This is a genomic window from Mesorhizobium sp. WSM4845 (assembly GCF_055811455.1).
The window spans coordinates 134,126-157,628 of record NZ_JBVVQA010000004.1 but is presented as its reverse complement, the minus strand read 5'-3'; the positions used below and the strand labels follow the sequence as shown (position 1 = coordinate 157,628).

Here is a 23,503-nt window from a genome sequence, read left to right as displayed (position 1 = left end):
TCGTGCCATAAGGGGTTGCATGACCACGCTCCCGGACCCCGCCCGCTTTGCCCATGTCACCGACTGGGTGTTCGACCTCGACAACACCCTCTATCCGCACCATTCGAACCTGTTCTCGCAGATCGACGTAAAGATGACCGCCTATGTCGGAGAACTGCTGACGCTGCCACGCGACGATGCCCGCAAGCTGCAGAAGGAACTCTACCGGGAATATGGCACGACGCTGAACGGTCTGATGGCGCGCCACGGCATCGATCCCGACGACTTTCTCGAGAAGGTCCATGACATCGACTATTCCTGGCTGGTTCCCGATCCCGTTCTCGGCACCGCCATCCGCCAGCTTCCCGGCCGCAAGTTCATCTTCACCAATGGCGACCGCAGGCATGCCGAACGCACCGCGCGCCAACTCGGCATCCTCGATCATTTCGACGACATCTTCGATATCGTCGCTGCCGGGCTGAACCCCAAGCCGGCCCGCCAGACCTACGAGAAGTTCGCGGAACTCCACGCGGTCACCGGCCACAATGCGGTGATGTTCGAGGATCTGGCCCGCAACCTGTCCGTGCCGAAATCGCTGGGCATGACCACGGTGCTGGTTGTGCCGCGCAACTTCGAGCCGACCTTCTCGGAAATCTGGGAACGTGACCCGGGCCACGAGGACGATGTGGATTTCGTCACCGACGATCTTGCCGAATTCCTCACCGCGATCGTCGACATCACCGCTTGAGCCGTTGCTTGGTAAAGCCGGATCGAAGCCCGCGGCCTAAAGCTGATAGAAGCGGCTGATGATCCCCCAGGCTTCGTCGGCGGTGTCGACGAAATCGATGATGTCCTGGTCGCCAGGGGTGATCGTGCCTTGCTCGGCGAGGAAATCGAGATCGATCGCCCGTTTCCAGAAAGCCTTGCCGAACAGGATCACCGGCACGCGCTCCATGCGGCCGGTCTGGATCAGGGTCAGCGTTTCGAAGAATTCGTCCATCGTGCCGAAGCCGCCGGGAAACACCGCGACAGCCTTGGCGCGCATGACGAAATGCATCTTGCGGATCGCGAAATAGTGGAAGTTGAAACAGAGCTCCGGCGTCACATAGGCATTCGGCGCCTGCTCGTGCGGCAACACGATGTTGAGGCCGATCGACGGGGCGCCGACATCGTCGGCGCCGCGGTTGCCGGCTTCCATCACGCCGGGTCCGCCGCCTGTCACCACGACGAATTCGCGATAATAGGAGGTGGCCGACTGCTGCGAGCAGAGCCGGGCGAATTTTCGCGCTTCCTCGTAATATTTGCTGTTTTTCTCGAGGTTTTCCTTCTGCGTCTCGTTCTTGGCCGCCCAGGCTTCACCGCCCGGCTCGGGTATGCGCGCCCCGCCGAACAGGATGACGGTCGAGCCGATGCCGCGCTCGGCCAGGATCATCTCCGGCTTCAACAGTTCGAGCTGCAGCCTGACCGCGCGCAATTCGCGCCGTGTCATGAAGTCGGGATCGTTCCATGCCAACCGGTAGGTCTCGGCACGCGTCTGCGGCGTGTCCGGCACGCTTTTCGACCGCTCCAGATCCTCGTCCGAATGCGGCAGCGGCGTCCACCCCGCCTTTTCCATAGGAGTCATATTACCTACCCGTCCAATTATTCAGTTGCGCCGTCCCGCGACGCAGCCGCGATTGACCCTCACCAAGCCTTCACATAGGGTCCGGCGACTTTCAAAACAGGTTAAGGTGCGGCCCCTTAACAGCTTGGTAATGGAGCGAATTCATGTCAAAGCCCGATCTGGCGAGCCTCGAAAAGACCATCGAAACCGCCTTCGAGGAACGCGAGACGATTTCGACGGCAACCCGCGGCGCAGCGCGCGACGCCATCCAGGCGGCGCTCGACCTGCTCGACCGGGGTGTTGTCCGCGTTGCTGAGCGCCAGGCCGACGGCACATGGCATGTCAACCAGTGGCTGAAGAAAGCTGTGCTGCTGTCGTTCCGACTCAACCCGATGGAGATCATCAAGGGTGGTCCGGGCCAGGCCGTGTGGTGGGACAAGGTGCCGTCGAAATTCGACGGCTGGAGCGCCATCGACTTTGAGAAGGCAGGTTTCCGTGCCGTGCCGTCATCGATCGTGCGGCGCTCCGCCTACGTCGCGCCAGGTGCCGTGCTGATGCCGTCCTTCGTCAATGTCGGCGCCTATGTCGACAGCGGCACCATGGTCGACACATGGGCCTCGGTCGGCTCCTGTGCCCAGATCGGCAAGAATGTGCATCTGTCGGGCGGCGTCGGCATCGGCGGCGTGCTGGAGCCGATGCAGGCCGGCCCGACCATCATCGAGGACAACTGCTTCATCGGCGCACGCTCCGAAGTGGTTGAAGGGTGCGTCGTGCGCGAAGGCTCGGTACTCGGCATGGGCGTCTTCATCGGCCAGTCGACCAAGATCGTCGACCGTGCCACCGGCGAGGTTTTCTACGGCGAAGTGCCAGCCAATTCAGTGGTGGTGGCGGGCACGATGCCGGGCAAGAACGTGCCAGGCGAAAACTGGGGTCCCAGCCTCTACTGCGCCGTCATCGTCAAGCGGGTCGATGCCAGGACCCGTTCCAAAACCTCGATCAATGAACTGCTTCGCGATTGATCTTTTCAAAAAAACGGACCTACCCGCTTGCTCGACAGACCTCGATTTCTATGGCTTTTCTTCAGCCTTTCCGGGCGAGTGAACCCCAGCGCGTATGTTTTGGCGGGTCTGTTGCCGCTCCTCACTCAGCTTTTCCTGCTCTACCAGTTCTCGCGAACGCCGTTGGGCACTGCTGCAAGTCAGTACTGGGCGCTCGCCTGGTGGATCGCTGTGGTCGTCTCGACATGGTCGACCTTTGCGCTAACGGCGAAGCGGTTCCATGATTTCGGCAAGCCTACCTACTACGCATTGATCTCTCTCATCGTCGGCGCCATTCTCCTTGTCATTCTGGCCTTTTTCAAAAGTGATCCCGGACCCAACCGCTACGGCAAACGCACCAATGCGCCGGCCGAATCCTGAGCGCCGGGCGGGTCCCTAGCCATGCGCTACCGCACGCTTGATGCGAAACTGATCATCGAAACTGCCGAGCGACTGGAAAAACGCGTCGCGGAGCGGTTTCCCGATACCGGCTTGCGTGGCGTCGCCATAGAACTTGTGTCGCTGTCGCGTGATCTGGCCAAGGCGGCGAAGGCGCTGGAAGCGCCGATCTGGTGGCTGCGCGGCGTCGTCATCGTCACCATTGCCGCCGGCGCGCTGATGTTCCTGTTCGTCGGCACCATCCTTCCGCTCGGCCGCATCTCGGGAACCCACGACGCCATCCAGTCGGTGCAAGGCATCGAATCCTTGATCAACATGATCATCCTCGCGATGCTCGGCTTCCTGGCCTTGATCCGGACCGAAGAGCGCATCAAGCGCAAGCAGGTGTTTCGCAAGCTTCATGGCTTGCGATCGCTGATCCATGTCATCGACATGCATCAGCTGACCAAGGATCCGGCAGCGCTTTCAACCGATTTCAAGCCGACATCGCATTCACCGGCACGCATAACCGACCGTGCCGATCTCGCGCGCTACCTCGACTATTGCTCCGAAATGCTGTCGATCACCGGCAAGATCGCCGCGCTGTTCGCGCAATCGGTCAACGACGATGTGGTCGTCGATGGCGTCAACGACATCGAGTCCCTGGGCTCCAATCTGTCGCGAAAGATCTGGCAAAAGATCACGCTGATCGACGGTCCATTGCGGTCGGCTCGTCCAATTACCTAAGCTAATCTTAATCACCTTGGTCCAGCATGCCTGTGAAGACTGTGTCGACCGGCACGGAGCACTCGACTGGCACACGACGAACCCCTGGCCAACCCGAAAACGCGCGGAAAGCGAAGCGCCGGCGCGCGGCTGTTCGCCTGGTTTTCTTCACCGATCAGAGCGGAACCGGAAGCTGTCCGCGCGCGGCTTCTCGACACCACGTTCGAGCGCAAATTCGCTGTCCTGTTCGGCACCATCAGTGTCCTGGTGCTGGCAGTCGGCGCCGCGGTCGTCACCGGCGACCGGTGGCCCTACGCCTGGATGGCGGCCGACCTCATCCTGTTTGCTGTCCGCTTCCTGCTGATGCGGGAATGTGAGCGGGCCCGCACACGCGGGGGAACGGGGCCGCTGGCAGGCCTCATGGCCGCCGGTGGGTCATGGTCGGTGATTTTCGGCCTCGGCTGCTATGGCTGCGTCGTCAGAGGGGATATGGCGCTCGCCGTGCTGGCTGCCTTGAACGTTGCAGGCGTCGTCGGCGTGGTGTCGTCGCGCAACGCAGCGACCCCGCGCTACGCCATATTCGTCATGCTGGCCGTAAGCCTGCCTTTCCTGGTTGGCGCGCTGTTATCTCCGGCGCCAGGAATGTCGATCGTCGGATTTCAAGTGCCTTTCTATGTGGCCGGCGTCATCATCGTGCTGCTTCAAAATCATGCGATCAACGCCCGCATGATCCGCGCCGAACTGGACAATCGCGATCTGGCGATCAAGGACGCGCTGACCGGCCTGCCCAACCGCATCTTCCTTCAGGAGAAACTGCGCGGCATGTGCAGCGAGCTTGCGGCGCCGGCGGCAAACGGCGGCAGGCCGTTTGCCGTTCTCAGCATGGACCTCGACGGCTTCAAACACGTCAATGACCGCTTCGGCCACGCGGTCGGCGACATGCTGCTGCGCAAGGTGGCCGAACGATTGAAGCGCGCTTTCCGACCGGGGGATATGGTCTTTCGCATCGGCGGTGACGAATTCGTGATCCTGCTGCCGGACACATCCGAGATCGAAGGCACCCTCCTGGCAAAGCGCGCCATTGAGAAGATCTCGGTACCTTTCGACCTTGGCGTGGGCACCGCAATACGCATCGGGTTGAGCATTGGAAGTGCCTTCGCGCCTGCCGACGGCGGCGAGCCGGAACTTCTTCTCACCTGCTCCGATCACGCGCTCTATGAAGCCAAACGCACCGGAAAGGGCCGTTACCGGGCGCATGTGCGGGCCGCGAACTGACCACAGCGATTATTGGGCCTTTTGTCGCTCAGTCCATGCAATATCCCGTATCCCGCCTAAGTGCGTCGCGTCTGAAGCGACTCCTGCGACGCACTTTAAGCCTTTGTTTGTTTATGCGCATTTGCCCAAAACCGCTGCGCCCGCACGGGTCGAGCCCGAGGCCATGCCTTTGGGCGACATGCATCAGGCCTGCGACAATACGCCACGAAAACCATAGTGTCGGCGGGATGGCTGGCCCTTATGTCTGGCCGTGACAGGCCTTGCGCTTTCGACTAACGCTTTTGCCCATGACGTTGCCGACCGATCCCGCTGGAAATCTCGCCGCCCTCATCCGCTGCCCCTCCGTGACACCCATCGAGGGCGGGGCACTGAGCACGCTGGAAACAATGCTGAAACCACTCGGCTTTTCCGTCGAGCGCCCGGTGTTCTCGGAGGACGGCACGCCCGATATCGAAAATCTCTATGCGCGGCGCTCCGGCAACGGTCCGCACCTGATGTTCGCCGGGCATACCGACGTGGTGCCGGTCGGCGACGAGACCTCATGGACGCATCCGCCTTTCGCTGCCGAGATCGCCAAGGGCGAGATGTTCGGTCGCGGTGCCGTCGACATGAAGGGGGGCATCGCCTGTTTCATCGCCGCCGTGGCGCGCCATCTCGAGTCGAAAGGCGGCCTGAAAGGCTCGGTCTCGCTGCTGATCACCGGCGACGAAGAAGGGCCGGCCATCAACGGCACGACAAAGCTGCTCGAATGGGCGGTCGCCAAGGGCGAGAAATGGGATGCGTCGATCGTCGGCGAGCCGACCAATCCCGATGCGCTGGGCGACATGATCAAGATCGGCCGGCGCGGCTCTTTGTCCGGCAGCATCATCGTCAACGGCCGCCAAGGCCACGCCGCCTATCCGCAGCTTGCCGACAATCCGGTGCGCGGCCTGATGACGCTGGTCGAAGCCTTGCTGCACCCAGTCTTCGACAAGGGCACCAAGGACTTCCAGCCGACCAATCTGGAGGTAACCTCGATCGACGTCGGCAATCCGGCCACCAATGTTATTCCGGCAAAGGCGACCGCCGCCTTCAACATCCGCTTCAACGACACATGGACCGCCGAGACCATCCAGGCGGAAATCCACAACCGTCTCGACAAGGCGGCGAAGCCAAAGAAATACCGGGCCGGCAAGACGACACCGGTCGATTACGAACTCGTCTGGCGCGACCGGCCGAGCCACGTCTTCCTCACCCGCGACGAGCGGCTGATCGAAGCGCTCAGCGGTTCGGTCAAGGCGGTGATCGGCAGGAAGCCGGCGCTTTCCACCTCCGGCGGCACCTCCGACGCACGCTTCATCAAGGATTATTGTCCGGTGGTCGAGTTCGGGCTGGTCGGCAAGACCATGCACATGGTCGATGAACGCGTCGCACTTGCCGACCTCGAGACGCTGACGCAGATTTATCTGCGCTTCATCGAAGACTGGTTCGAGCAAGGCGCATCGTAATCATGCTTTCGTCGGATGAAACCTATGCTTCGCTCAACGGCGCCTGGCGACTGATGCTCGGCAAGGCCGATGGGCTGCGCCAGTTCGACCTTTCGGCCGACGGTTTCTGGAATTCCTTCTTCGCCATCGTCGTCGCGGCACCGGCGCTGATCGTCGGTTGGGTCGGCCTCGCCAACGAGATCGGCGATCCGAATGCATTCGCCGGACGCTTCAGCATGCTGATCCGTCTGGCGACAGTCGACATCGGCGTCTGGGTGTTGCCGCTTGTCGGCCTTGCCCTCGTCGCGCCGCGCGCCGGCATCGGCGGGCGCTTCGTCCACTATGTCGTCGCCAGCAACTGGGCGTCGGCGATCATCGCCTGGATGATGCTGCCAGCGGCGTTGATCAGGCTTTTCCTGCCGTCCACCAACGAGTTCGCCGTACTGGCGTCGCTGCTTTTGTTCGCGCTGTCGATGATCCTGACCTGGCGGATGACAAACGTTGCCATCGGCAGGGGCGCGGCTGTCGGCAGCGCTGTCTTCGCCGGAATGTTCGTGGCGTCGCTGGTCGTTCTGTTCGCGCTGCAGGCGCTGCTCGGCATCGGTGCGCCGAGCGGAACCGGGACTTGAATAGCTTCGGATCATCGGATTCACACGCCGCGTCACCATCGCCTTCATTGTAGAGTCCGAGCGCGTGGTGATTGTGCGCGTGTTCTACGGCTGGGCCGATTGGCAGGACGACCTAGCCTAGTGACGCTGACTGATCGGCACATCTAGCCGCGTCATCCGGACGCCTTCGGATAATCTACCCCAACGAGAAAAAGCCCATCGGGCGGCGCCACCTGGCCACAGGCTGCACGGTCGCGCGCGTCGAGCGCCGCCTTCAGATCGGCAATTGTCCAGCCGCCTTCGCCGACGCGCTTCAGCGAGCCGACCATCGAGCGCACCTGATTGTGCAGGAACGAGCGCGCCGAGGCTCGCACTTCGATCATGTCACCCAGCCGACTGACATCCAGTCGGTCGAGCGTCCGGACCGGGTTGTCGGCCTGGCACTGGGTCGAGCGGAACGTGGTGAAATCATGCCGCCCCAGCAGCACCTTTGCCGCTTCGTGCATGGCCTCGGCGTCGAGCCGCTTCGGCACCCACCAGATCTTGCCCTTGTCGAGCGCCGCCGGCGCGCGCCGGTTGACGATGCGGTAGAGATAGTGGCGGCCGATCGCCGAGAAACGCGCATCGAAGCTATCCGGCACCACAGCCGCCTTGAGGATGGCGATGCGCGCCTTGGCCGTTTGCAGGTGGGCGTTGACGGCATCGCGAACCTTGTCATCAGGCCACGCCCTGACGAGATCGACATGCGCCACCTGACCGGTCGCGTGGACGCCGGCATCGGTGCGGCCGGCGCCGCGCAGCGAGACCTGTTCGCCGCAGAATTTCTCGATCGCCTGTTCGATCGCCTGCTGCACCGAAGGCTGGTCTGCCTGGCGCTGCCAGCCGGCATAGAGGCTGCCGTCATATTCGATGTCGAGGCGAAAACGCGGCATTCCTAAGAAGGATGAGGTTAGGCGGCGAGCGCGGTGCCGAAAGCCGAAGCGTAGACCAGCTTGCCGGTCTCAGGCGCTTCGCCCCAGACCAGCGCCTGCATCGCTTCGCCCTGGAACTCGCTTTCGAATTTTTCGGCGCGCGCGTGACTGTAGCCGAAGCGGCCATAATATGCGGGATCGCCAAGCACCACCGCCAGCACCTCGCCGGCATCCTTCAGGCGGATATGCGCCTCGCGGACCAGCGCACCGCCGATGCCGGTGCCATGGAATGACGGCTCGACCGCCAGAGGCGCCAGCGCCACTGCCGGAAAGCTCTTGCCGCCGTTCTGCACGTAAAGCCGCGAAAACAGAATATGGCCGACCACCTGTCCATCTTCTTCCGCCACCAGTTCGACGACGGCATCGCCGCCGCTGACCAGCGCGTCGACCAGTCCGGCCTCCGCCTGCTGGCCGAATGCGTGTTCCTCGACCAGGCGGATCGCCTCGCGGTCCCGCGGCGTCGCCGCGCGTATCGACATCATGCTCATGAGAATTTCATTCCTTTTTCGAGCTTGGCCCCGCGCAGAAATTCCTGCGCGGCAATGGGCCTTCCGCCCGCACGTTGAACTTCGACCAACCTCATCGCGCCTGACCCGCAGGCGACCGTCAGCCGGTCGTCGAGAATTCCTCCCGGCTCGCCGGCGCCTTGCGAAAGCGTCGAGCGAAGCAGTTTCAGCCGATCCAGGCGGCCGGCAATTTCGATCTCGCACCATGCGCCGGGAAAGGGCGACAGGCCGCGAATATGATCGTGGACTTCGCCAGCAGGCCGCGTCCAGTCCACGCGCGTCTCCGCTTTATCGATCTTTTTGGCATAGGTCACCCCCTCCGTCGCCTGTGCGGTAAAAGTCAGGGCATCCCGTTCCAGACGAGCCAGCGCTTCCGCCATCAGCGCGGCGCCAATGTGCATCAACCGATCATGCAGTTCGCCGGCCGTCATATCGGGGCCGATGGCGCATTTTTCGGCCATCGCCACCGGGCCGGTGTCCAGGCCCTCTTCCATCCGCATCACCATCATGCCTGTCTCGGTATCGCCGGCCATGATGGCGCGCTGGATAGGGGCGGCGCCGCGCCAGCGTGGCAACAGCGACGCGTGACCATTGAGGCAGCCGAGCCGCGGCGCCTCGAGAATGGGTTTGGGCAACAGCAATCCATAGGCGACGACGACGGCGACATCGGCCCGCAAGGCGCGGAACGCCTGCTGCTCGGTCTCGTTCTTCAGCGACACCGGCGTCCGCACCTCGAGGCCCAGCCGCTCGGCCTCGCGCTGCACCGGCGACGGCGTCAGTTCCAGCCCCCGGCGACCGGCGGCGCGCGGCGGCTGAGTGTAGACGGCTCCAATCTCATGTCCGGCATCCGCGATCGCCCGCAGCGTCGGCACCGAGAATTCGGGCGTACCCATGAAGATGACGCGCAAGGGCATTTTGTTCCGGGTCCGGTCTTCGTCTGGCCGTTAAGTCGGCTCAGTCGAAGTCGCGAACTTTGCGGGTCGGCGACCGAAGTCGCGTTTCCTTTCTGCTTCGATTTCGTTCATGATCTTGGCGAATTCATCGCCAATTGCGTTTTCAGCAGCGAAAGTCGCGCGAATAGCGTCCCATGCCGAAAGACCCGGCTCCAGCCTGGCTTGCCTTTCGGCGACCATGCCTTCGCGCAGAAGAGCTATCGCCTTGCCCGACAGGCTCTGGCCGCTCTTACGCGCCGCCTGCTCGATTTCCCGCTTCAAGGGTTCGGGAATATTTCTGATCAGCATGTCGCTCATCGGCGTCTCCATTTCCTAATCTGGAACAGGGTAGAGGGGCGCTGTCCCGCCAACATCTTCGAAAGGTTCAGCATCAAACTGCGCGAGTATCGCCCTATCCCACTAACTTGCCCGGCGCCTTGCTGCCTGATGGTTTGTCCCTGGCGAGCTTCTTGAACTTCTTCACCACCATGTCGCGCTTCAGCTTCGAGATGTGGTCGATGAACAGAACACCGTTGAGATGGTCGATTTCGTGCTGCAGGCAAGTCGCCATCAGCCCTTCGGCCTCGATCTCCTGCAGCTTGCCGTCGCGATCGAGATATTTCACCCGCACGGCGGCAGGGCGCTCGACCTCGGCATAGTAATCCGGGATCGACAGGCACCCCTCCTCGTAGACCGAGCGCTGATCGGCGCTCTCAAGAATCTCGGGATTGATGAAGACATGCGGCGCCGGCGGCTCGTCTTCCTTGGCGAGGTCGATCACCAGCATGCGCAGCGGTTCGCCGATCTGGACCGCCGCCAGACCAATGCCCGGCGCATCATACATCGTGTCCAGCATATCGTCGGCCAGTTTGCGCAAGGCGCCGTCGACGCGCTCGACCGGTTTCGAAACCTGGCGCAGGACGGGATCGGGAAGGATGATGAGCGGCTTGATCGACATGGCGTCTCACCTAAGACCTCGCACGAAAAGCGTCAACCGGGGCATTTGCAGCGGCGTTCACGTTTTGATCTGTGTCGTCAGGCCGAATCATCTATGCTGTCCGATATGAACGACCTGACCACCATCCTGTCCGAACCGATCGCCCGGCTCGGCGCCACCACGATCACGCTCGGCCACGCGCTGGCATTCGGCGCGGTCCTGTTCCTGGGCCTGTTCGTGGCGCTCGTCGTCGCGCTCTGGCGCTCGGCCAAGGCGCGTGCGGTGGCTGCCGCGGAAGCCGCCGACCACGCCCGCGACGCCGAGGCGCGGATGGCCGGCATCCTGGCAAGCCAGGCCGAGATGCAGGGCCGCATGGGCGCCATCGCCGAAGTGTTCGGGGCGCGGCAGGCCGAACTCACGCAGTCGATCGGCCAGCGTCTCGACGCGATGACCGGCCGTCTCGGCCAGACCATGACCGAGCAGACGAAATCGACGCATGAAAGCCTCGCCAAACTGCAGGAGCGGTTGGCGGTTATCGATACAGCGCAAGGCAACATCCAGTCGCTCGCCAGCCAGGTCGTGCAACTTCAGGCAATCCTCTCCAACAAACAGACGCGCGGCGCCTTCGGCCAGTCGCGCATGGAGGCGATCGTCGCCGACGGCCTGCCGCACGGCGCCTATGAATTCCAGGCGACCCTGTCGAACGGCAGCCGGCCCGACTGCCTGGTGAAGATGCCGAACGGCGCGCCCGCACTCGCCATCGATGCCAAGTTTCCGCTGGAAGCCTGGAATGCCATCCGTGCCGCCGAAGGCGTCGATTTGCAGAAGGTCGCCGCACAAGCGTTTCGGCGTGATATCGAGGTGCATGTCCGCGATATTTCCGACAAATACCTGATCCAGGGCGAGACGCAGGACACCGCCTTCATGTTCGTGCCGTCGGAATCGGTATTCGCCGAGATCCACGAGAATTTCGAGGGGATTTTCCACAAGGCGCACCGCGCCCGCATCGTCATCGTCTCGCCGTCGCTGCTGATGCTGTCGATTCAGGTCATCCAGGCGATTCTCAAGGACGCCCGCATGCGCGAGCAGGCGCATTTGATCCAGGGCGAAGTCATCCGGCTGATGGAGGATGTCTCGCGCCTCGACGAGCGGGTGCGCAAGCTGCAGAGCCATTTCGGCCAGTCGGCCAAGGATATCGACGATATTCTCGTCTCGACGTCGAAGGTGACCAAGCGCGGCCAAAAGATCGAGGCGCTGGAGTTCGGCGCGCAGCCGGCGGAAGGCGACGCCGGATCGGCGGCCAACGCGAAGACCGAAGCGGGTGCGCGCGTCGCCGACTCCAAGACCGGCCAATTGAGGCTAAGGGTGGTCGAAGGCGACGACTGAGAGGCTACTGCTCCTCGACGATCATTGTGCCTTCGAACTCCGGCAGCCAATGCAGCGCCGAGCGGTGCCAGATCTGCTTTCTCGGGATCAGTTGTTCGCGCTGCCGCGCCGTGCCGACCCTGATGCCATAGACTTTCGGCCCGTCGCCAACCGACGTGGCATAGAGGTGCGTACCGCACTCGCCGCAAAAGGCCTGGGCGCGCCTGGCGCCGCTCGCTGCGGTCTTGATGTAGATCTTCGGCGTGCCCTTGGTGATCCGGTAGCGCTGCTCCGGCGCCGGCACGGTCACCCGAAACGCTGTTCCGGTCAGCTGCTGACAATCGATGCAGTGACAAATACTGGTGTTGTCCGGATCGACCTCCGCCTCGTAGGTAATGGCGCCGCAATGGCACCCGCCGTCGATTTTCATCTTCGTTCCTCCCTTCAGCCGCGCCTCGACGTGTTGGAGCTTAACGGCGCAGCCGCCGAAGCTCCACACAGGCATTCACAACGCGGCAAACCATCCGCTGGTTCAAGGCTGCTGCGTCGACGCCTGTTCGATGACTTCTTCCGTCCAGACCTTGAAACCGGCCAGCGTGCCCGGCCCGAAAATATGGGTCAGCGGCACATCGGCTGCGTCGCGGCCGGAGGCGATCAGGATGCGGCCGATGCGCGGCGCATTGTTGCGCGGATCGAAGGCATGCCAGCGACCGCCGAGGTAGACCTCCATCCAGGCGGCGAAGTCCATGTCCGACCAAGGCTTCGGCAGGCCGATGTCGCTGATGTAGCCGGTGCAATAGCGCGTCGGGATGTTCAAGGCGCGGCAGAAGGCGACGGCGAGATGGGCAAAGTCGCGGCAAACGCCGCTTTGCTCACGATAGGCCTCTGCTGCCGTGCGCGTCGGCCGCGCGTTGCCGTAGTTGAAGATGATGTGGTTGTGGACGAAATCGCAGACCGCCTGCACGCGTGGAATACCGAGCGGTGAGTGGCCGAACAGCCGCCACGCCTCGTTCGCCAGCACGTCGCTCTCGCAATAGCGGCTCGGCAGCAGGAACAGCAGCGTCTCCGACGGCAGGTCGCGCACCTCGTGCTGCCACGCCAGCAGATCGCCCATCTCAAAACTTCCGGGATCGCGGATCACCGCGTCCGTGCCGAAGGTGAAGCGACCGGGAGGGGCGACAAGGCGGTTGCACCAATTGCCGAAACTGTCGCGGTAGCTCTCGATCGGCACCGGTGGGTTCGAAGTCAGGAAATCCGGCCGCTCGAGATCGGACGCGCGGGAATAGTGAACGTTGAGCATCGCGATCAGCGGCGTTTCCTGCGGAAAGTCGAAGCTCATCTCGCAGCCGATATGGATTCGCATTATCGTCCTGACCGTCCTGCCGGATCACCACCCGGCGAAGGCACGGGCCGTTGCTGCAGCGCAAAAAAGATCATCGCACGGACCAGCGCGGTTTACGAGCGATTTAGAAACGGTTGACAGCCGACGGCTGGCGCCGGCGCCAGATTATGCCTCTTGCGGTCGAGCGTTTCTCTTGGTTCATTTCGCGTGCCACAATTGGAGGAAACGAATCATGGCTAAAGGTGCGATGAAGGCGGGCAAGGAAGCCCGCAAGCCGAAGAAGGACGCGAAGAAACCTGCCGCTGCCCCGACCCTGAAAGCGCCGCCCGTCAAGGCGACCAAACTCAAGGACAAGTAAGCCTCGGCGTTTCGGCGCAGTCATGACCGACGGCATTCCAGGACCATCGACATTCAGCGACTGGTCCTGAAGTGCTGTCGGCGCTGCTGTTGATTGGGCATTTCTAAATCAATGCCGCGAAGACGACTTCGCGCTTTCCGAAAAGACCGGGACGACCCGCAATCCAATGGAGCGTTCCGATGTCGTGGATTCTTCTCTTCTTCGCTGGCCTGTTCGAGATCGCCTGGGCGATCGGCCTCAAATACACTGACGGTTTTTCGAAGCCGCTTCCGACCGTCCTGACGGTTGCCTCGATGGTCGTCAGTCTCGCCTTGCTCGGACTGGCGCTGAAGACGCTGCCGGTCGGCACGGCTTACGCGGTGTGGACCGGCATCGGCACCGTCGGCACGGCGCTGCTTGGCATCTGGCTGCTCGGTGAGCCTGCGACCGCGATCAGGCTGGCCTGCATCGCACTCATCGTCTGCGGCATCATGGGATTGAAACTCGCGACCTAGTTCTTGCTGCAAGGCAGCAGCACAAACGCCTTTAGGGCCGCTGCAAGGCGGCCCTAAATTTGATTGGTGAATCGCGCTTGGAGCGCTAGCGAGCGGAAAAGCCCGGAGGCGTCCTGCCGGTGCGCTGCTTGCGCGCCGCATAGCGCGCGTCGCGCTTGGCTTTGCGCTCGGCCTCGTCGGCAAGCAAACGAGCGATGCGCTCGTTCTCTTCGGCTTCCCGGATCTTCGCTTCCGCCTGCGCCGCTTCTTCCGCAGCAATCCGCGCGGCTTCGGCAGCAGCTTCGCGCTCGGCCTTTTCGGCCGCTTCGCGCGCCAGCTTCTCCTGCTTCAGCCTGGCCTTTTCGGCCTCGCGTATCGCACGGGCTTCGAGGATCGCCTTGCGTTCGGCCTGTCGTGCCAGCACCGCTGGATCGTCCGCTGCCGGCTTTGCCTTGAAGCGCTCGAGAAGCGCCTTCTTTGCCTCGTTTGCGGCATTGCGCCGCTCGAAAACGTCTTTTTCCCTATAGATAGCCAAGTCCACTTCCCTGGAGTCAATTTGCGAGGCTTACATACGCGGGAAAACCCAGAGTTCAAGCGCCAAAACGGTATGCCAGCCATGAAATTCTGAGCTGTTGCAGCCGGGAGACGCCTTTTCGGCTGAATTCGGCTGAAACGGACATGCACTGTTCACCATCCGACCCTCTGGCGGCGCGGCGGACTGGTCGCTACCTGTAGCGCGAAAAACAAAACACCAGAACAAAACACCAGGATGACAGATGATGGAACTCGGTCTCTACACCTTCGCCGACGTCAGCCCGGAATCAGGCCCAGGCGCCATCGGTGCGCATGAGCGGCTGCGCAACCTGATCGAGGAGATCGAGCTGGCCGACCAGGTCGGCCTCGACGTGTTTGGGTTGGGCGAGCATCACCGTCCCGATTATGCGGCTTCAGCGCCAGTCGTGGCCCTGGCCGCGGCGGCCGAACGCACCAGGCGCATAAAGCTGACCAGCGCGGTCACTGTACTGTCCTCCGACGATCCGGTCCGTGTCTTCCAGCAGTTTGCAACGCTCGACCTTCTATCCAGCGGCCGGGCCGAGATTATGGCTGGGCGCGGCTCGTTCATCGAATCCTTTCCGCTGTTCGGCTACGATCTTGAGGACTATGACGAGCTCTTTGCCGAAAAGCTCGATCTGCTGCTTGCCGTCCGCGATCATGTCAAGGTGAGCTGGTCGGGCAGGCTGCGCGCTCCGATCAACGATCGCGGCGTCTACCCCCGCCCGTTCCAGGACAGATTGCCGATCTGGATCGCGATCGGCGGCACGCCGCAATCCGCCGCGCGGGCCGGTGCGCTCGGCCTGCCGCTGGCGCTGGCCATCATCGGCGGCGAGCCGGCGCGGTTCGCGCCGCTGTTCGATATTTACAGGGAAGCGGCCAAACGGGCCGGCAACGATCCGGCTGATCTGGCCACCAGCCTCAACGTGCACGGCTTCATTGCCGCGACCACCGACCAGGCGGCCGACGATTTTTATGGGCCGCAGGCCGAGGTGATGAACCGCATCGGTCGCGAGCGCGGCTGGGGTCCGACGTCGAGAGCACATTTCGACCAGTCGCGCGGCCCGAACGGCGCGCTGTTCGTCGGCAACCCCGAACAGGTGGCCGAAAAGATCGTTGCCCAGCACAGGATATTCGGCAACGACCGCTTCCTGCTGCAAATGGCGATCGGCACCATGGCGCACGCCAAGATCATGAAGGCGATCGAACTCTACGGCACCAAGGTGGCACCGATCGTGCGCAAGGAGACGGCGAAGGCGATCCCTGCTGCGGCCGCGCCGGTCGCTTGATTCGCCGGCTAGATCGTAGGGCCAAGGTCATCGTCAGCGCCGGCTAAGCGCATCGGCCGCAAATCGGAATCGATTTTCGGGGCCGATGGTAAATTCAAAGCATTAGAGCGTACTTTGAGCGTCCAAGTGGACGCACGTCGCTCCAGCGGAACCTTGAAGCCGCAAAGGCGTTTCCGCCAACAGCGTACACCAATCGCAGTGTGCCGCCGAGGGCCAGAATGAAAGCCGAACCCGCCGCTTCGGGTGCTGCCGAGAGCCCCGATCCGCGCGTCGAGGCGCGTGCGGACATGCACCTGATACGTTCGCTGCTAGTCGGCATCTTCTTCCTTATGGCGATCTACGCGCTCTCCTTCGCCCGCGCCTTCTTCATGCCGGTCATCCTGGCTTTCCTGCTGGCGCTGACGCTGACGCCGATCGTCCGCTTCCTGCGCAAACACGGCATGCCCGATGTGATATCGGCGACACTGCTGGTGGTGCTGTCGGTCAGCATCCTTGCCGTGGCCGGCTATCTGCTTAGCGGCCCGGTCATCGACCTCATCAACAACACCTCGGTGATTGGCCAGCAGCTGACCGAACGTCTCGCGCAACTGCGGCGTCCTTTCGAAAGGATCATGGACATTTCGCGGCAGATAGAGGGACTGACGCAGACCTCCCAAGGGCCGGGCGTCCAGAGGGTAGCCATGGCGCAATCGGGCATCCTCTCGCAAGCCGCCGGCAATTTGCTGTCGGCGGGCACCAGCCTCATCATCGTCTTCGTCCTGTCGCTGTTCCTGCTCGCGTCCGGCACGATGTTCTATGAGAAGATCGTCGAATCCTTCCCCAGTCTCAGCGAAAAGAAGCGGGCACTGCGCGTCGTCTATGACGTCGAACGTGAAATCTCGCACTATCTGCTTACCGTCGCCATCATCAATACATGCCTGGGCGTGGTCATCGGACTCGGCCTATGGGCACTCGGCATGCCCAACCCGCAGGTCTGGGGCGCAGCAGCGGCTCTGCTCAATTTCCTGCCCTATATCGGGGCGCTGATTACAATCACGCTTGTCACGATCATCGCGCTGATCAGCTTCGACAGCATCTCCTACGCGCTGCTGGCGCCGGCCTTCGTGCTGTTGTGCGATACCGTCGAGGGCCAATTCGTGACGCCGACGGTGGTTGGCCGGCGCCTAGAGATCAACGCCGTGGCGATCCTCATCGCCATTGCCTTCTGGTCCTGGCTGTGGGGTTTCGTCGGCGCGCTGATGGCGGTGCCGCTGCTGGTCGTCATCAAGGTGTTCTGCGATCATTTCGACGAGCTCAGCCATGTCGGCAATTTCTTGGCGGCGCAACATACGGCGGTTGAGGACGAAGAGATTTCAGAAACCGACACGGCTGCGGGCGCATGATCCGAGAAGCGGGATAAGCTGCGGCAGGCAGCCGTGGATACTAAATTCCAGAGCGTCCCTTTTTGCTTGAGTGGACTCATGGGCGTCAGTTCAATTTTTTGAATTTGCGGCCGTCGCGGTAGGTTCCTACATCCCTCCCGTCCACAGGATCCCCGCCCATGACCGCACTTTCGGTTCTCGACCTGTCGCCGATCGTCGAAGGCAGCAACGCTTCGCAATCGCTCACCAATTCGCTCGATCTCGCCCGCCATGCCGAGCGGCTGGGGTACAGGCGCTATTGGCTGGCCGAGCATCACAATATGCCGGGCATCGCCAGCGCCGCCACCTCCGTCGTCATTGCCCATGTCGCCGGCGGCACCACAACGATACGCGTCGGAGCCGGCGGCATCATGCTGCCCAACCATTCGCCGCTGGTCATTGCCGAGCAGTTCGGCACACTTAACGCGTTGCATCCAGGCCGCATCGACCTCGGCCTCGGCCGGGCGCCGGGCACCGACATGGACACGGCGCGTGCGCTGCGCCGCAACCTCGACGCCGGCGCCGACAGTTTCCCGCAGGATGTCATCGAACTGATGGGCTATTTCCAGCCGGCCGAAGACGGTCAGCGTATCCGCGCCGTGCCCGGCGAGGGCGAGCAGGTGCCGATCTGGATTCTGGGCTCGAGCCTCTATGGTGCGCAGCTCGCAGCCATGCTCGGCCTGCCCTACGCCTTCGCCTCGCATTTCGCGCCGGCCGAACTCGACCACGCACTGGAGATCTATCGCTCGCGCTTCCAGGCGTCGAAACAGCTCGACAAGCCCTAGGTCATGCTCGGCCTCAACGTGTTCGCTGCACCCTCCGACGCCGAAGCGCGGCTGTTGTTCACCTCGCTGCAGCAGGCCTTCGTCAATCTGCGCACAGGCCGGCCCGGCCGCTTGCCGCCGCCGGTCGACGGATATGAGCGCGACCTCGACCCGATGGCCAAAACCATGCTCGGCCAAGCGCTGTCCTGCGCCGTCGTCGGCGCCCCGGAAACGGTCAGGCAAGGCATCGAGGCGTTCGTGCAGCGCACCGGCGCCGACGAGCTGATGGTCACCGCGCAGATTTTCGACCACGCAGCGCGGGTGCGATCCTTCGAGATCTTGGCCGACGTCCACAAATCGCTGTCGGAAGCTGCCTGACTTTTTTGCGAGGCTGCGAAGGCGCGTTAGGCGCTGACGCTTTGTGCGATCGCCCCCAGCGGCGCGCCAAGGGGCCGGCATGAATTGCGGATCATCAGGCGTCCCTTGAGCGTCAGCTTGCGCGGCGGCGCGTCCCTGTTTCCGGCGAGCCGGTCGAGCAGCAGATTGGCCGCCTGCTCACCGATCGCCTTGACCGGTTGTGCGACCGTGGTCAGTTGCGGCTGGAACACGTCCGACCACGGAAAATCGTCGAAGCAGGCGACCGAAATGTCCTCGGGGCAGGACAGCCCGATATCGCGGATCGCCTTCATGGTGCCGATCACCATCGGGTTGTTGGCCGAGAAGATCGCGCTCGGGCGGTCGTGCAGCGAAAGCAGCTGCATTGTCGCGTTGTAGCCGTCGACTTCATGGAAATTGCCGAAGCGGACAAGCTCGCTCTCGACCGGCAGGCCGGCAGCCTGGAGCGCCTCGCGATATCCCGTCATGCGATCATGCATGGGCGAGATGTCGAACGAGCCGGAGATGTAGCCGATCCGCCGGTGGCCGAGATCGATCAGATAGGTGATGGCGTCGCACACCGCGCGCTGGTTGTCGAGAACGACCGCGTCGGTATCGACGCCTTCGCAAACGCGGTCGAGCAGCACCACCGGCACGTTGGCGTCGTCGACAATTCTCTTCAGGATCGCGCCGTCGCCGACGCGCGCAACAATCAGTCCGTCGACCATTCGGTCGAGCAGCAGCCTGATCTGGTCGTCCTGCGTGTTCAGGTCCTCGTCCGTGCAGCACAGCATGACCGCATAGCCGGCGCGGTCGAATGCCTGCTGGATGACCGAAACGACATCGGTGAAGAACGGATTGGTGATGTGGGGAACGGTTAGCCCGATGGTGCGGGTCGTGCCCATCTTCAGGCTGCGGGCGATCGCGTTGCGCTTGTAGCCGATGTCGCGGATCGCCTGTTCGATGCGCTGGCTGAGCTCGGGACTGACGGTCGCGGTGCCGTTGATCAGCGCCGAGACGGTGGCGACCGAAACACGCGCCACTTCAGCCACGTGCAGCATGGTGGGGGCCGTGGACTTTCGCTGCTTTTTTCGTCCTGACGCCATCATTTTCGAAACGTTTCATCGCCCTCTGGCTGCAATACCTAAGGAATCCTGCGGATTTGTGCAAGAATTGAAATGCATCAATCCCGCCTCATTAGATAGCGACTTGACATGTTCGAAACGTTTAGATTAGCGTTTGAGATGTTCGACGACAACGGAAGGGAGGCCGTTCTTGTCATGGAGCATGGCAATTCCATCACGTCCGGAGATGATGCGGCCGCCGGCCGCTCGGCTGTCGTTCTGAGCGCCGAGCACATCTCCAAGACCTTCGGTGGCATCGCCGCACTTGTCGACGTCGGCTTCGAGCTGCGGCGCGGCGAGATCCATGCGCTGATGGGGGAAAACGGCGCCGGCAAGTCGACGCTGATGAAAATCCTCTCCGGCATCTATACGGATTACGACGGAACGGTGAATGTCGATGCCCATCCGGTCCGTTTCGCCGGGGTGCGCGACGCCGAGCATGCCGGCATCGCCATCATCCACCAGGAGCTCAATCTCGTTCCCGAGCTCAGCGTTGCCGATAATATCTTCCTCGGGCGCGAGAAGCTGATCGCCGGACTTATCGTCGACCGCAAGGCAAGCAGCCATGCCGCAGGCGCCCTGCTGCAGAGGCTCGGCATCGAGCTCAACCCGGAAGCGCGGGTCGGCAGCCTGCGTGTCGGCGAGCAGCAGCTGGTCGAGATCGCCAAGGCATTGTCGATGTCGGCGCGCATCCTGATCATGGACGAGCCGACCTCCGCGCTTTCGCCGGCCGAATGCCAGAGGCTGTTCCGGATCATCCGCCAGCTCGCCGACAACGGCGTGGCGATCATCTACATCTCGCACCGCATCGACGAGGTCATGCATCTGGCCAGCCGGGTCACCGTGTTTCGCGATGGACGCCGCGTGCTGACCGAGGCGATGGCAAAGCTCGACGAAGATACCATCATATCGGCGATGGTCGGGCGCAACCTGCTTGCCTCTTCCCAGGAAGAGCGTGGTCCCAGCGGCAAGGTCGTTCTCTCCGTAGGCGGCCTATCGCTGTCGAAACCAGACCGCCACGGCTGGCGCACCGCGCTCGACGGCGTCGCCTTCGATCTTGCCGAAGGCGAAATTCTGGGGATAGGCGGACTGCTCGGCTCGGGACGCACCGAAATCCTGGAGACCATCTTCGGCTCCAGCGGCGGCCGCGCCGGCGGCGAAATCCGGCTCGACAGCGAGCCGGTGGAAATTCGTTCGCCGCGCGACGCCCGCCGGCTCGGCATCGCCCTGGTGACGGAGGACCGCAAGACGCAGGGCCTGCATCTTCAGGCGTCGATCACCGACAATGTCGCGCTGCCGCTGGTCGGCACGCTGGCGCGGTTCGGGCTTCGCTCGCGGGCCGCCGAGCAAGGCCTGGCGCGGCAGGCGGTCAAGGCGCTCGGCATTCGCTGCGGGACCATCGAGCAGCCGGCCGGCACCCTGTCCGGCGGCAACCAGCAGAAGGTCGTCATCGGCAAGTGGCTGGCGACGCGGCCGCGGGTGCTGCTGCTGGACGAGCCGACACGCGGCATCGATGTCGGCGCCAAGCGGGAGATCTACGACCTGATCTTCAAGCTGGCGCGAGACGGGCTCGCCATCGCCGTCATCAGCTCGGAATTGCCGGAGCTGCTGCTTCTTTCCGATCGCATCCTGGTCATGGCCGATGGTCGCCAGACGGGGATCGTGTCGCGCGCGCAAGCCAGCGAGGAGGCCATCATGCGGCTCGCGGCGCCGCGCCGGACCATGACGAGACCCGCAGCATGAGCATCTTGAACATCCTGTCCCGGACGAAGCTCTATTGGGGCCTGATCGCCATCTTCCTGATCGGCGTGCTGGGCTCGCCGATCAGCTCCAAGGGCAACAACATCTTCCTGTCCTACGGCAATCTGCTCGATGTGCTGCGTCAGGTGTCGACCACCGGCCTGATAGCCACCGGCATGACGGCGGTGATAATCACCGGCGGCATCGATCTTTCCGTCGGCTCGCTGATGGCGATCTGCACCGTGGTCTGCGCCATGCTGCTGACGGTTCCGGGCGTCACGCCGGCGGCGGTGCTGGGGGTGCCGACAGTTGCCGTGGTCGCCCTTTGCCTCGGCATTCTGGTCACCCGCTTCATCTTCCTGAACATCGAAAAATCGCGCGCCGGCCCGCAGGCCACCCACGCCATCAGGCTGGACAGCGTTCGTGGGCTGGTCACGCCCGGCATTGTCGGGGTGATCCTCTGCAGTCTAGTGCTGTGGTTCCTGCTGCCGCAGGTCGGCTCGAAATTCGGCGTGCTCGGCGTGTTGCTGGTGGCGCCTTGCGTCGGCTTGCTGTTCGGCGCGCTCAACGGCTTCATCATCGTTGCTGGGCGGCTGCAGCCTTTCATCGTCACGCTGGCGATGATGGTGACGGCGCTCGGCATCGCCCGGCTGACCGCCGGCCAGAACAATGCAGTGCTGCCGGTCTACACCGGGTCGAACGCCACCGCCGATTTCGAAATGCTGCGCTCGCTGGTGTTCGGCGTGATCCCGATGCCGGGCCTGTTCTTCCTCGGAGCGATCCTGATCTACGGCGCGGTGCTGCGCTTCACCCCGTTCGGCCGCTACGTCTACGCCATCGGCGGCAATGAAGAGGCGGCGCGGCTGTCGGGCATCGCCGCCGGCCGCGTCAAGATCGCCACCTACGCGGTATCCGGGCTGCTGGCCGGCGTGGCGGCAGTGCTCTATGTCGCGCAATACAGGCAAGGCAAGCCGGATGCCGGCGCCGGGCTGGAGCTCGATGCCATCGCCGCCGTGGTCATCGGCGGCACCAGCCTGACGGGCGGACGCGGCAGCCTGATCGGCACATTCTGCGGCGTGCTGATCTTCGGACTGCTCTCGAACATCCTGCAATTGCACAACATCAATTCGAACCTTCAGCTCGTGCTGAAGGGGATGATCATCATCGGCACCGTGCTCGTCCAGGAACGCAATGCCGGTGATCTTCTCTACTATCTGCGCCTGCCCTTTGGAAAAACGGCGCAAAAGGAAACGACCGCAGCAAAGCGGCCGTCAAAAGAGACCCCGTCTCTAAATCTTGGAGGAAACAAGAAATGAAACGACGTGAATTGTTGAAGCTTGCCGCTGTCACCGCGGCACTGCTGACCACGACCGCGCTTTTGGCCAGCGGCAACGCCTACGCGCAGGACAAGAAGTGGAAGATCGGCTTCTCGCAGGTGACGACCATCGAGCCGTGGCGCGCCCAGTTCAACAAGGACATCCTGGCCGAGGCCGCCAAGCATCCGGAAGTCGAGCTGATCGTCACCGACGGCGAGGACAAGACGGAAAAGCAGGTCGCCGATGTCGAGAACCTGATCCGCCAGGAAGTCGATGCGCTGCTGGTGTCACCGAAGGAATCCGCCGGGTTGACCGGCGTCGTGCAGCAGGCGATCGACGCCAAGATCCCGGTCTTCGTGCTCGACCGCAATGTCGAAACCAAGGACTACACGCAGTTCGTCGGCGGCGACAACAAGCTGATCGGGCGGGCTGCCGGTGAATACGCCGTCGAATTGCTCGGCGGCAAGGGCAAGGCATCAGGCAATGTCGTCGAGATCTGGGGCGGCATGGGCACCCAGCCGGCACATGACCGCCATGACGGCTTCCATGAATTCACCGACAAGGAACCGGGCATAAAATATTTGCTCGACCAGCAGTCGGGCGACTGGAAACAGGACCAGGCCTACAACATCATGGCCACGGCGCTGCGCAACAACGAGAAGATCGACCTCGTCTATGGTCATAACGACCCGATGGCCTACGGCGCCTATCTTGCCGCCAAGGATGTCGGCCGCGAGAAGGACATCAAGTTCATCGGCATCGACGGCCTGCCCAATGAAGGCGTGCAGCTTGTTGCCAATGGCGAGCTGACGGCAACGTTCACCTATGTGACGCCGGGTGCCGAAGGGCTGCGGCAGGCGATCAAGTTCCTGAACGGCGAGAAGGTCGAAAAGACCATCACGCTGCCGACGCAGAAGATCACCAAGGAGAATGCCGCCCAGATCCTGAAGGAGCACGGGCTCTGAGACGAAGTCGTCGATGACGGCG

Annotated in this window: 25 protein-coding genes and 1 pseudogene; 16 read left to right on the top strand and 10 right to left on the bottom strand. The window is 62.9% G+C overall.

Annotated features, from left to right (window positions below; translation table 11 throughout):
* Positions 1 to 19: 19 nt before the first annotated feature.
* Positions 20 to 727 (top strand): pyrimidine 5'-nucleotidase, encoded by a 708-nt coding sequence (locus AC0L2C_RS06715; protein WP_023801574.1) that lies wholly within the window; start codon positions 20 to 22, stop codon positions 725 to 727.
* Positions 728 to 763: 36 nt separating this feature from the next.
* Here the strand turns inward: AC0L2C_RS06715 and AC0L2C_RS06710 are convergent, their stop codons facing one another.
* Entirely contained in the window at positions 764 to 1,603 is an 840-nt protein-coding gene (locus tag AC0L2C_RS06710) for an LOG family protein (RefSeq protein WP_287345580.1), read from the bottom strand.
* 143 nt (positions 1,604 to 1,746) lie between these two features.
* On the opposite strand from AC0L2C_RS06710, the gene dapD reads away from it, so the two are divergent.
* From dapD to AC0L2C_RS06680, 6 genes are all read left to right on the top strand, one after another.
* On the top strand, positions 1,747 to 2,601 hold the full coding sequence (dapD, locus tag AC0L2C_RS06705; protein WP_287345581.1) for a 2,3,4,5-tetrahydropyridine-2,6-dicarboxylate N-succinyltransferase: 855 nt from the start codon (positions 1,747 to 1,749) through the stop codon (positions 2,599 to 2,601).
* Positions 2,602 to 2,628: 27 nt separating this feature from the next.
* On the top strand, positions 2,629 to 3,000 hold the full coding sequence (locus tag AC0L2C_RS06700; RefSeq protein ID WP_027152133.1) for a DUF805 domain-containing protein: 372 nt from the start codon (positions 2,629 to 2,631) through the stop codon (positions 2,998 to 3,000).
* Positions 3,001 to 3,021: 21 nt separating this feature from the next.
* On the top strand, positions 3,022 to 3,744 hold the full coding sequence (locus AC0L2C_RS06695) for a hypothetical protein (protein WP_473495109.1): 723 nt from the start codon (positions 3,022 to 3,024) through the stop codon (positions 3,742 to 3,744).
* 246 nt (positions 3,745 to 3,990) lie between these two features.
* Positions 3,991 to 4,998 (top strand): GGDEF domain-containing protein, encoded by a 1,008-nt coding sequence (locus tag AC0L2C_RS06690; protein WP_287345583.1) that lies wholly within the window; start codon positions 3,991 to 3,993, stop codon positions 4,996 to 4,998.
* 287 nt (positions 4,999 to 5,285) lie between these two features.
* Entirely contained in the window at positions 5,286 to 6,485 is a 1,200-nt protein-coding gene (gene dapE / locus AC0L2C_RS06685; RefSeq protein WP_473523018.1) for a succinyl-diaminopimelate desuccinylase, read from the top strand.
* A 2-nt stretch (positions 6,486 to 6,487) separates the two neighbouring features.
* On the top strand, positions 6,488 to 7,093 hold the full coding sequence (locus AC0L2C_RS06680; RefSeq protein WP_027152135.1) for a hypothetical protein: 606 nt from the start codon (positions 6,488 to 6,490) through the stop codon (positions 7,091 to 7,093).
* A gap of 152 nt (positions 7,094 to 7,245) precedes the next feature.
* On the opposite strand, the gene truA is transcribed toward AC0L2C_RS06680, so the two are convergent.
* The 5 genes from truA to def all read right to left on the bottom strand — a co-directional run bounded on the left by truA (position 7,246) and on the right by def (position 10,439).
* Positions 7,246 to 8,004 (bottom strand): tRNA pseudouridine(38-40) synthase TruA, encoded by a 759-nt coding sequence (truA, locus tag AC0L2C_RS06675; RefSeq protein ID WP_128175759.1) that lies wholly within the window; start codon positions 8,002 to 8,004, stop codon positions 7,246 to 7,248.
* Positions 8,005 to 8,021: 17 nt separating this feature from the next.
* Positions 8,022 to 8,531 carry a GNAT family N-acetyltransferase gene (locus AC0L2C_RS06670; protein ID WP_027152137.1) on the bottom strand — a complete coding sequence of 170 codons (510 nt, stop codon included), beginning with the start codon at positions 8,529 to 8,531 and terminating at the stop codon, positions 8,022 to 8,024.
* Positions 8,528 to 9,463 (bottom strand): methionyl-tRNA formyltransferase, encoded by a 936-nt coding sequence (fmt, locus tag AC0L2C_RS06665; RefSeq protein WP_473523017.1) that lies wholly within the window; start codon positions 9,461 to 9,463, stop codon positions 8,528 to 8,530. The genes AC0L2C_RS06670 and fmt overlap by 4 nt, the downstream gene beginning before the upstream one ends.
* Positions 9,464 to 9,493: 30 nt before the next feature.
* Positions 9,494 to 9,799 carry a hypothetical protein gene (locus AC0L2C_RS06660; RefSeq protein ID WP_023801563.1) on the bottom strand — a complete coding sequence of 102 codons (306 nt, stop codon included), beginning with the start codon at positions 9,797 to 9,799 and terminating at the stop codon, positions 9,494 to 9,496.
* A 94-nt stretch (positions 9,800 to 9,893) separates the two neighbouring features.
* Entirely contained in the window at positions 9,894 to 10,439 is a 546-nt protein-coding gene (gene def / locus AC0L2C_RS06655; RefSeq protein WP_128244659.1) for a peptide deformylase, read from the bottom strand.
* Between the two features lie 105 nt (positions 10,440 to 10,544).
* Between def and AC0L2C_RS06650 the strand changes: the two genes are divergently transcribed.
* Positions 10,545 to 11,804: a DNA recombination protein RmuC gene (locus AC0L2C_RS06650; protein WP_473523016.1), complete on the top strand. Its 1,260-nt coding sequence runs from the start codon at positions 10,545 to 10,547 to the stop codon at positions 11,802 to 11,804.
* Positions 11,805 to 11,808: 4 nt separating this feature from the next.
* Here the strand turns inward: AC0L2C_RS06650 and AC0L2C_RS06645 are convergent, their stop codons facing one another.
* Both AC0L2C_RS06645 and AC0L2C_RS06640 read right to left on the bottom strand, forming a co-directional pair.
* A complete protein-coding gene (locus tag AC0L2C_RS06645; protein ID WP_128175739.1) occupies positions 11,809 to 12,213 on the bottom strand; it encodes a GFA family protein in 405 nt (134 codons plus the stop codon).
* Positions 12,214 to 12,315: 102 nt separating this feature from the next.
* Complete coding sequence (locus AC0L2C_RS06640) at positions 12,316 to 13,146, bottom strand: transglutaminase-like domain-containing protein (RefSeq protein ID WP_287298832.1); 831 nt, start codon at positions 13,144 to 13,146, stop codon at positions 12,316 to 12,318.
* Between the two features lie 211 nt (positions 13,147 to 13,357).
* Between AC0L2C_RS06640 and AC0L2C_RS06635 the strand changes: the two genes are divergently transcribed.
* Positions 13,358 to 13,483 carry a hypothetical protein gene (locus AC0L2C_RS06635; RefSeq protein ID WP_023801558.1) on the top strand — a complete coding sequence of 42 codons (126 nt, stop codon included), beginning with the start codon at positions 13,358 to 13,360 and terminating at the stop codon, positions 13,481 to 13,483.
* Between the two features lie 179 nt (positions 13,484 to 13,662).
* The gene (gene sugE / locus AC0L2C_RS06630) at positions 13,663 to 13,977 is read left to right on the top strand and encodes a quaternary ammonium compound efflux SMR transporter SugE (protein ID WP_473481096.1); all 315 of its coding nucleotides are present in this window, start codon (positions 13,663 to 13,665) and stop codon (positions 13,975 to 13,977) included.
* Between the two features lie 85 nt (positions 13,978 to 14,062).
* Here the strand turns inward: sugE and AC0L2C_RS06625 are convergent, their stop codons facing one another.
* Positions 14,063 to 14,491 (bottom strand): DUF6481 family protein, encoded by a 429-nt coding sequence (locus AC0L2C_RS06625; protein ID WP_023801556.1) that lies wholly within the window; start codon positions 14,489 to 14,491, stop codon positions 14,063 to 14,065.
* Between the two features lie 244 nt (positions 14,492 to 14,735).
* Between AC0L2C_RS06625 and AC0L2C_RS06620 the strand changes: the two genes are divergently transcribed.
* From AC0L2C_RS06620 to AC0L2C_RS06610, 3 genes and pseudogenes are all read left to right on the top strand, one after another.
* On the top strand, positions 14,736 to 15,797 hold the full coding sequence (locus AC0L2C_RS06620; RefSeq protein WP_473523089.1) for an LLM class flavin-dependent oxidoreductase: 1,062 nt from the start codon (positions 14,736 to 14,738) through the stop codon (positions 15,795 to 15,797).
* Positions 15,798 to 16,015: 218 nt separating this feature from the next.
* The gene (locus AC0L2C_RS06615) at positions 16,016 to 17,179 is read left to right on the top strand and encodes an AI-2E family transporter (RefSeq protein ID WP_473523015.1); all 1,164 of its coding nucleotides are present in this window, start codon (positions 16,016 to 16,018) and stop codon (positions 17,177 to 17,179) included.
* A 158-nt stretch (positions 17,180 to 17,337) separates the two neighbouring features.
* Positions 17,338 to 18,339 (top strand): annotated as a pseudogene (locus AC0L2C_RS06610) (LLM class flavin-dependent oxidoreductase).
* Positions 18,340 to 18,365: 26 nt separating this feature from the next.
* Here AC0L2C_RS06610 and AC0L2C_RS06605 read toward each other — a convergent pair.
* The gene (locus tag AC0L2C_RS06605; protein WP_473523014.1) at positions 18,366 to 19,397 is read right to left on the bottom strand and encodes a LacI family DNA-binding transcriptional regulator; all 1,032 of its coding nucleotides are present in this window, start codon (positions 19,395 to 19,397) and stop codon (positions 18,366 to 18,368) included.
* A 219-nt stretch (positions 19,398 to 19,616) separates the two neighbouring features.
* On the opposite strand from AC0L2C_RS06605, the gene AC0L2C_RS06600 reads away from it, so the two are divergent.
* From AC0L2C_RS06600 to AC0L2C_RS06590, 3 genes are read left to right on the top strand one after another with little or no spacing between them, the layout of a single operon-like run.
* A complete protein-coding gene (locus AC0L2C_RS06600) occupies positions 19,617 to 21,203 on the top strand; it encodes a sugar ABC transporter ATP-binding protein (protein ID WP_473523088.1) in 1,587 nt (528 codons plus the stop codon).
* Positions 21,200 to 22,516, top strand: coding sequence for an ABC transporter permease (locus AC0L2C_RS06595; protein WP_473523013.1), 1,317 nt, complete (start codon positions 21,200 to 21,202; stop codon positions 22,514 to 22,516). Before AC0L2C_RS06600 ends, AC0L2C_RS06595 begins: the two co-directional genes overlap by 4 nt.
* A complete protein-coding gene (locus tag AC0L2C_RS06590) occupies positions 22,513 to 23,481 on the top strand; it encodes a substrate-binding domain-containing protein (RefSeq protein WP_128175728.1) in 969 nt (322 codons plus the stop codon). Before AC0L2C_RS06595 ends, AC0L2C_RS06590 begins: the two co-directional genes overlap by 4 nt.
* Positions 23,482 to 23,503 lie beyond the last annotated feature (22 nt).

Coding starts and splice junctions, on each gene's coding strand:
- AC0L2C_RS06640 (WP_287298832.1), bottom strand. CDS start 13,146: ATGCGAATCCATATCGGCTGCGAGATGAGCTTCGACTTTCCGCAGGAA.
- dapD (WP_287345581.1), top strand. CDS start 1,747: ATGTCAAAGCCCGATCTGGCGAGCCTCGAAAAGACCATCGAAACCGCC.
- dapE (WP_473523018.1), top strand. CDS start 5,286: ATGACGTTGCCGACCGATCCCGCTGGAAATCTCGCCGCCCTCATCCGC.
- AC0L2C_RS06615 (WP_473523015.1), top strand. CDS start 16,016: ATGAAAGCCGAACCCGCCGCTTCGGGTGCTGCCGAGAGCCCCGATCCG.
- AC0L2C_RS06680 (WP_027152135.1), top strand. CDS start 6,488: ATGCTTTCGTCGGATGAAACCTATGCTTCGCTCAACGGCGCCTGGCGA.
- AC0L2C_RS06660 (WP_023801563.1), bottom strand. CDS start 9,799: ATGAGCGACATGCTGATCAGAAATATTCCCGAACCCTTGAAGCGGGAA.
- AC0L2C_RS06670 (WP_027152137.1), bottom strand. CDS start 8,531: ATGAGCATGATGTCGATACGCGCGGCGACGCCGCGGGACCGCGAGGCG.
- AC0L2C_RS06710 (WP_287345580.1), bottom strand. CDS start 1,603: ATGACTCCTATGGAAAAGGCGGGGTGGACGCCGCTGCCGCATTCGGAC.
- AC0L2C_RS06600 (WP_473523088.1), top strand. CDS start 19,617: ATGGAGCATGGCAATTCCATCACGTCCGGAGATGATGCGGCCGCCGGC.
- truA (WP_128175759.1), bottom strand. CDS start 8,004: ATGCCGCGTTTTCGCCTCGACATCGAATATGACGGCAGCCTCTATGCC.
- AC0L2C_RS06650 (WP_473523016.1), top strand. CDS start 10,545: ATGAACGACCTGACCACCATCCTGTCCGAACCGATCGCCCGGCTCGGC.
- AC0L2C_RS06715 (WP_023801574.1), top strand. CDS start 20: ATGACCACGCTCCCGGACCCCGCCCGCTTTGCCCATGTCACCGACTGG.
- AC0L2C_RS06605 (WP_473523014.1), bottom strand. CDS start 19,397: ATGCTGCACGTGGCTGAAGTGGCGCGTGTTTCGGTCGCCACCGTCTCG.
- AC0L2C_RS06695 (WP_473495109.1), top strand. CDS start 3,022: ATGCGCTACCGCACGCTTGATGCGAAACTGATCATCGAAACTGCCGAG.
- fmt (WP_473523017.1), bottom strand. CDS start 9,463: ATGCCCTTGCGCGTCATCTTCATGGGTACGCCCGAATTCTCGGTGCCG.
- AC0L2C_RS06645 (WP_128175739.1), bottom strand. CDS start 12,213: ATGAAAATCGACGGCGGGTGCCATTGCGGCGCCATTACCTACGAGGCG.
- def (WP_128244659.1), bottom strand. CDS start 10,439: ATGTCGATCAAGCCGCTCATCATCCTTCCCGATCCCGTCCTGCGCCAG.
- AC0L2C_RS06590 (WP_128175728.1), top strand. CDS start 22,513: ATGAAACGACGTGAATTGTTGAAGCTTGCCGCTGTCACCGCGGCACTG.
- sugE (WP_473481096.1), top strand. CDS start 13,663: ATGTCGTGGATTCTTCTCTTCTTCGCTGGCCTGTTCGAGATCGCCTGG.
- AC0L2C_RS06635 (WP_023801558.1), top strand. CDS start 13,358: ATGGCTAAAGGTGCGATGAAGGCGGGCAAGGAAGCCCGCAAGCCGAAG.
- AC0L2C_RS06620 (WP_473523089.1), top strand. CDS start 14,736: ATGGAACTCGGTCTCTACACCTTCGCCGACGTCAGCCCGGAATCAGGC.
- AC0L2C_RS06595 (WP_473523013.1), top strand. CDS start 21,200: ATGAGCATCTTGAACATCCTGTCCCGGACGAAGCTCTATTGGGGCCTG.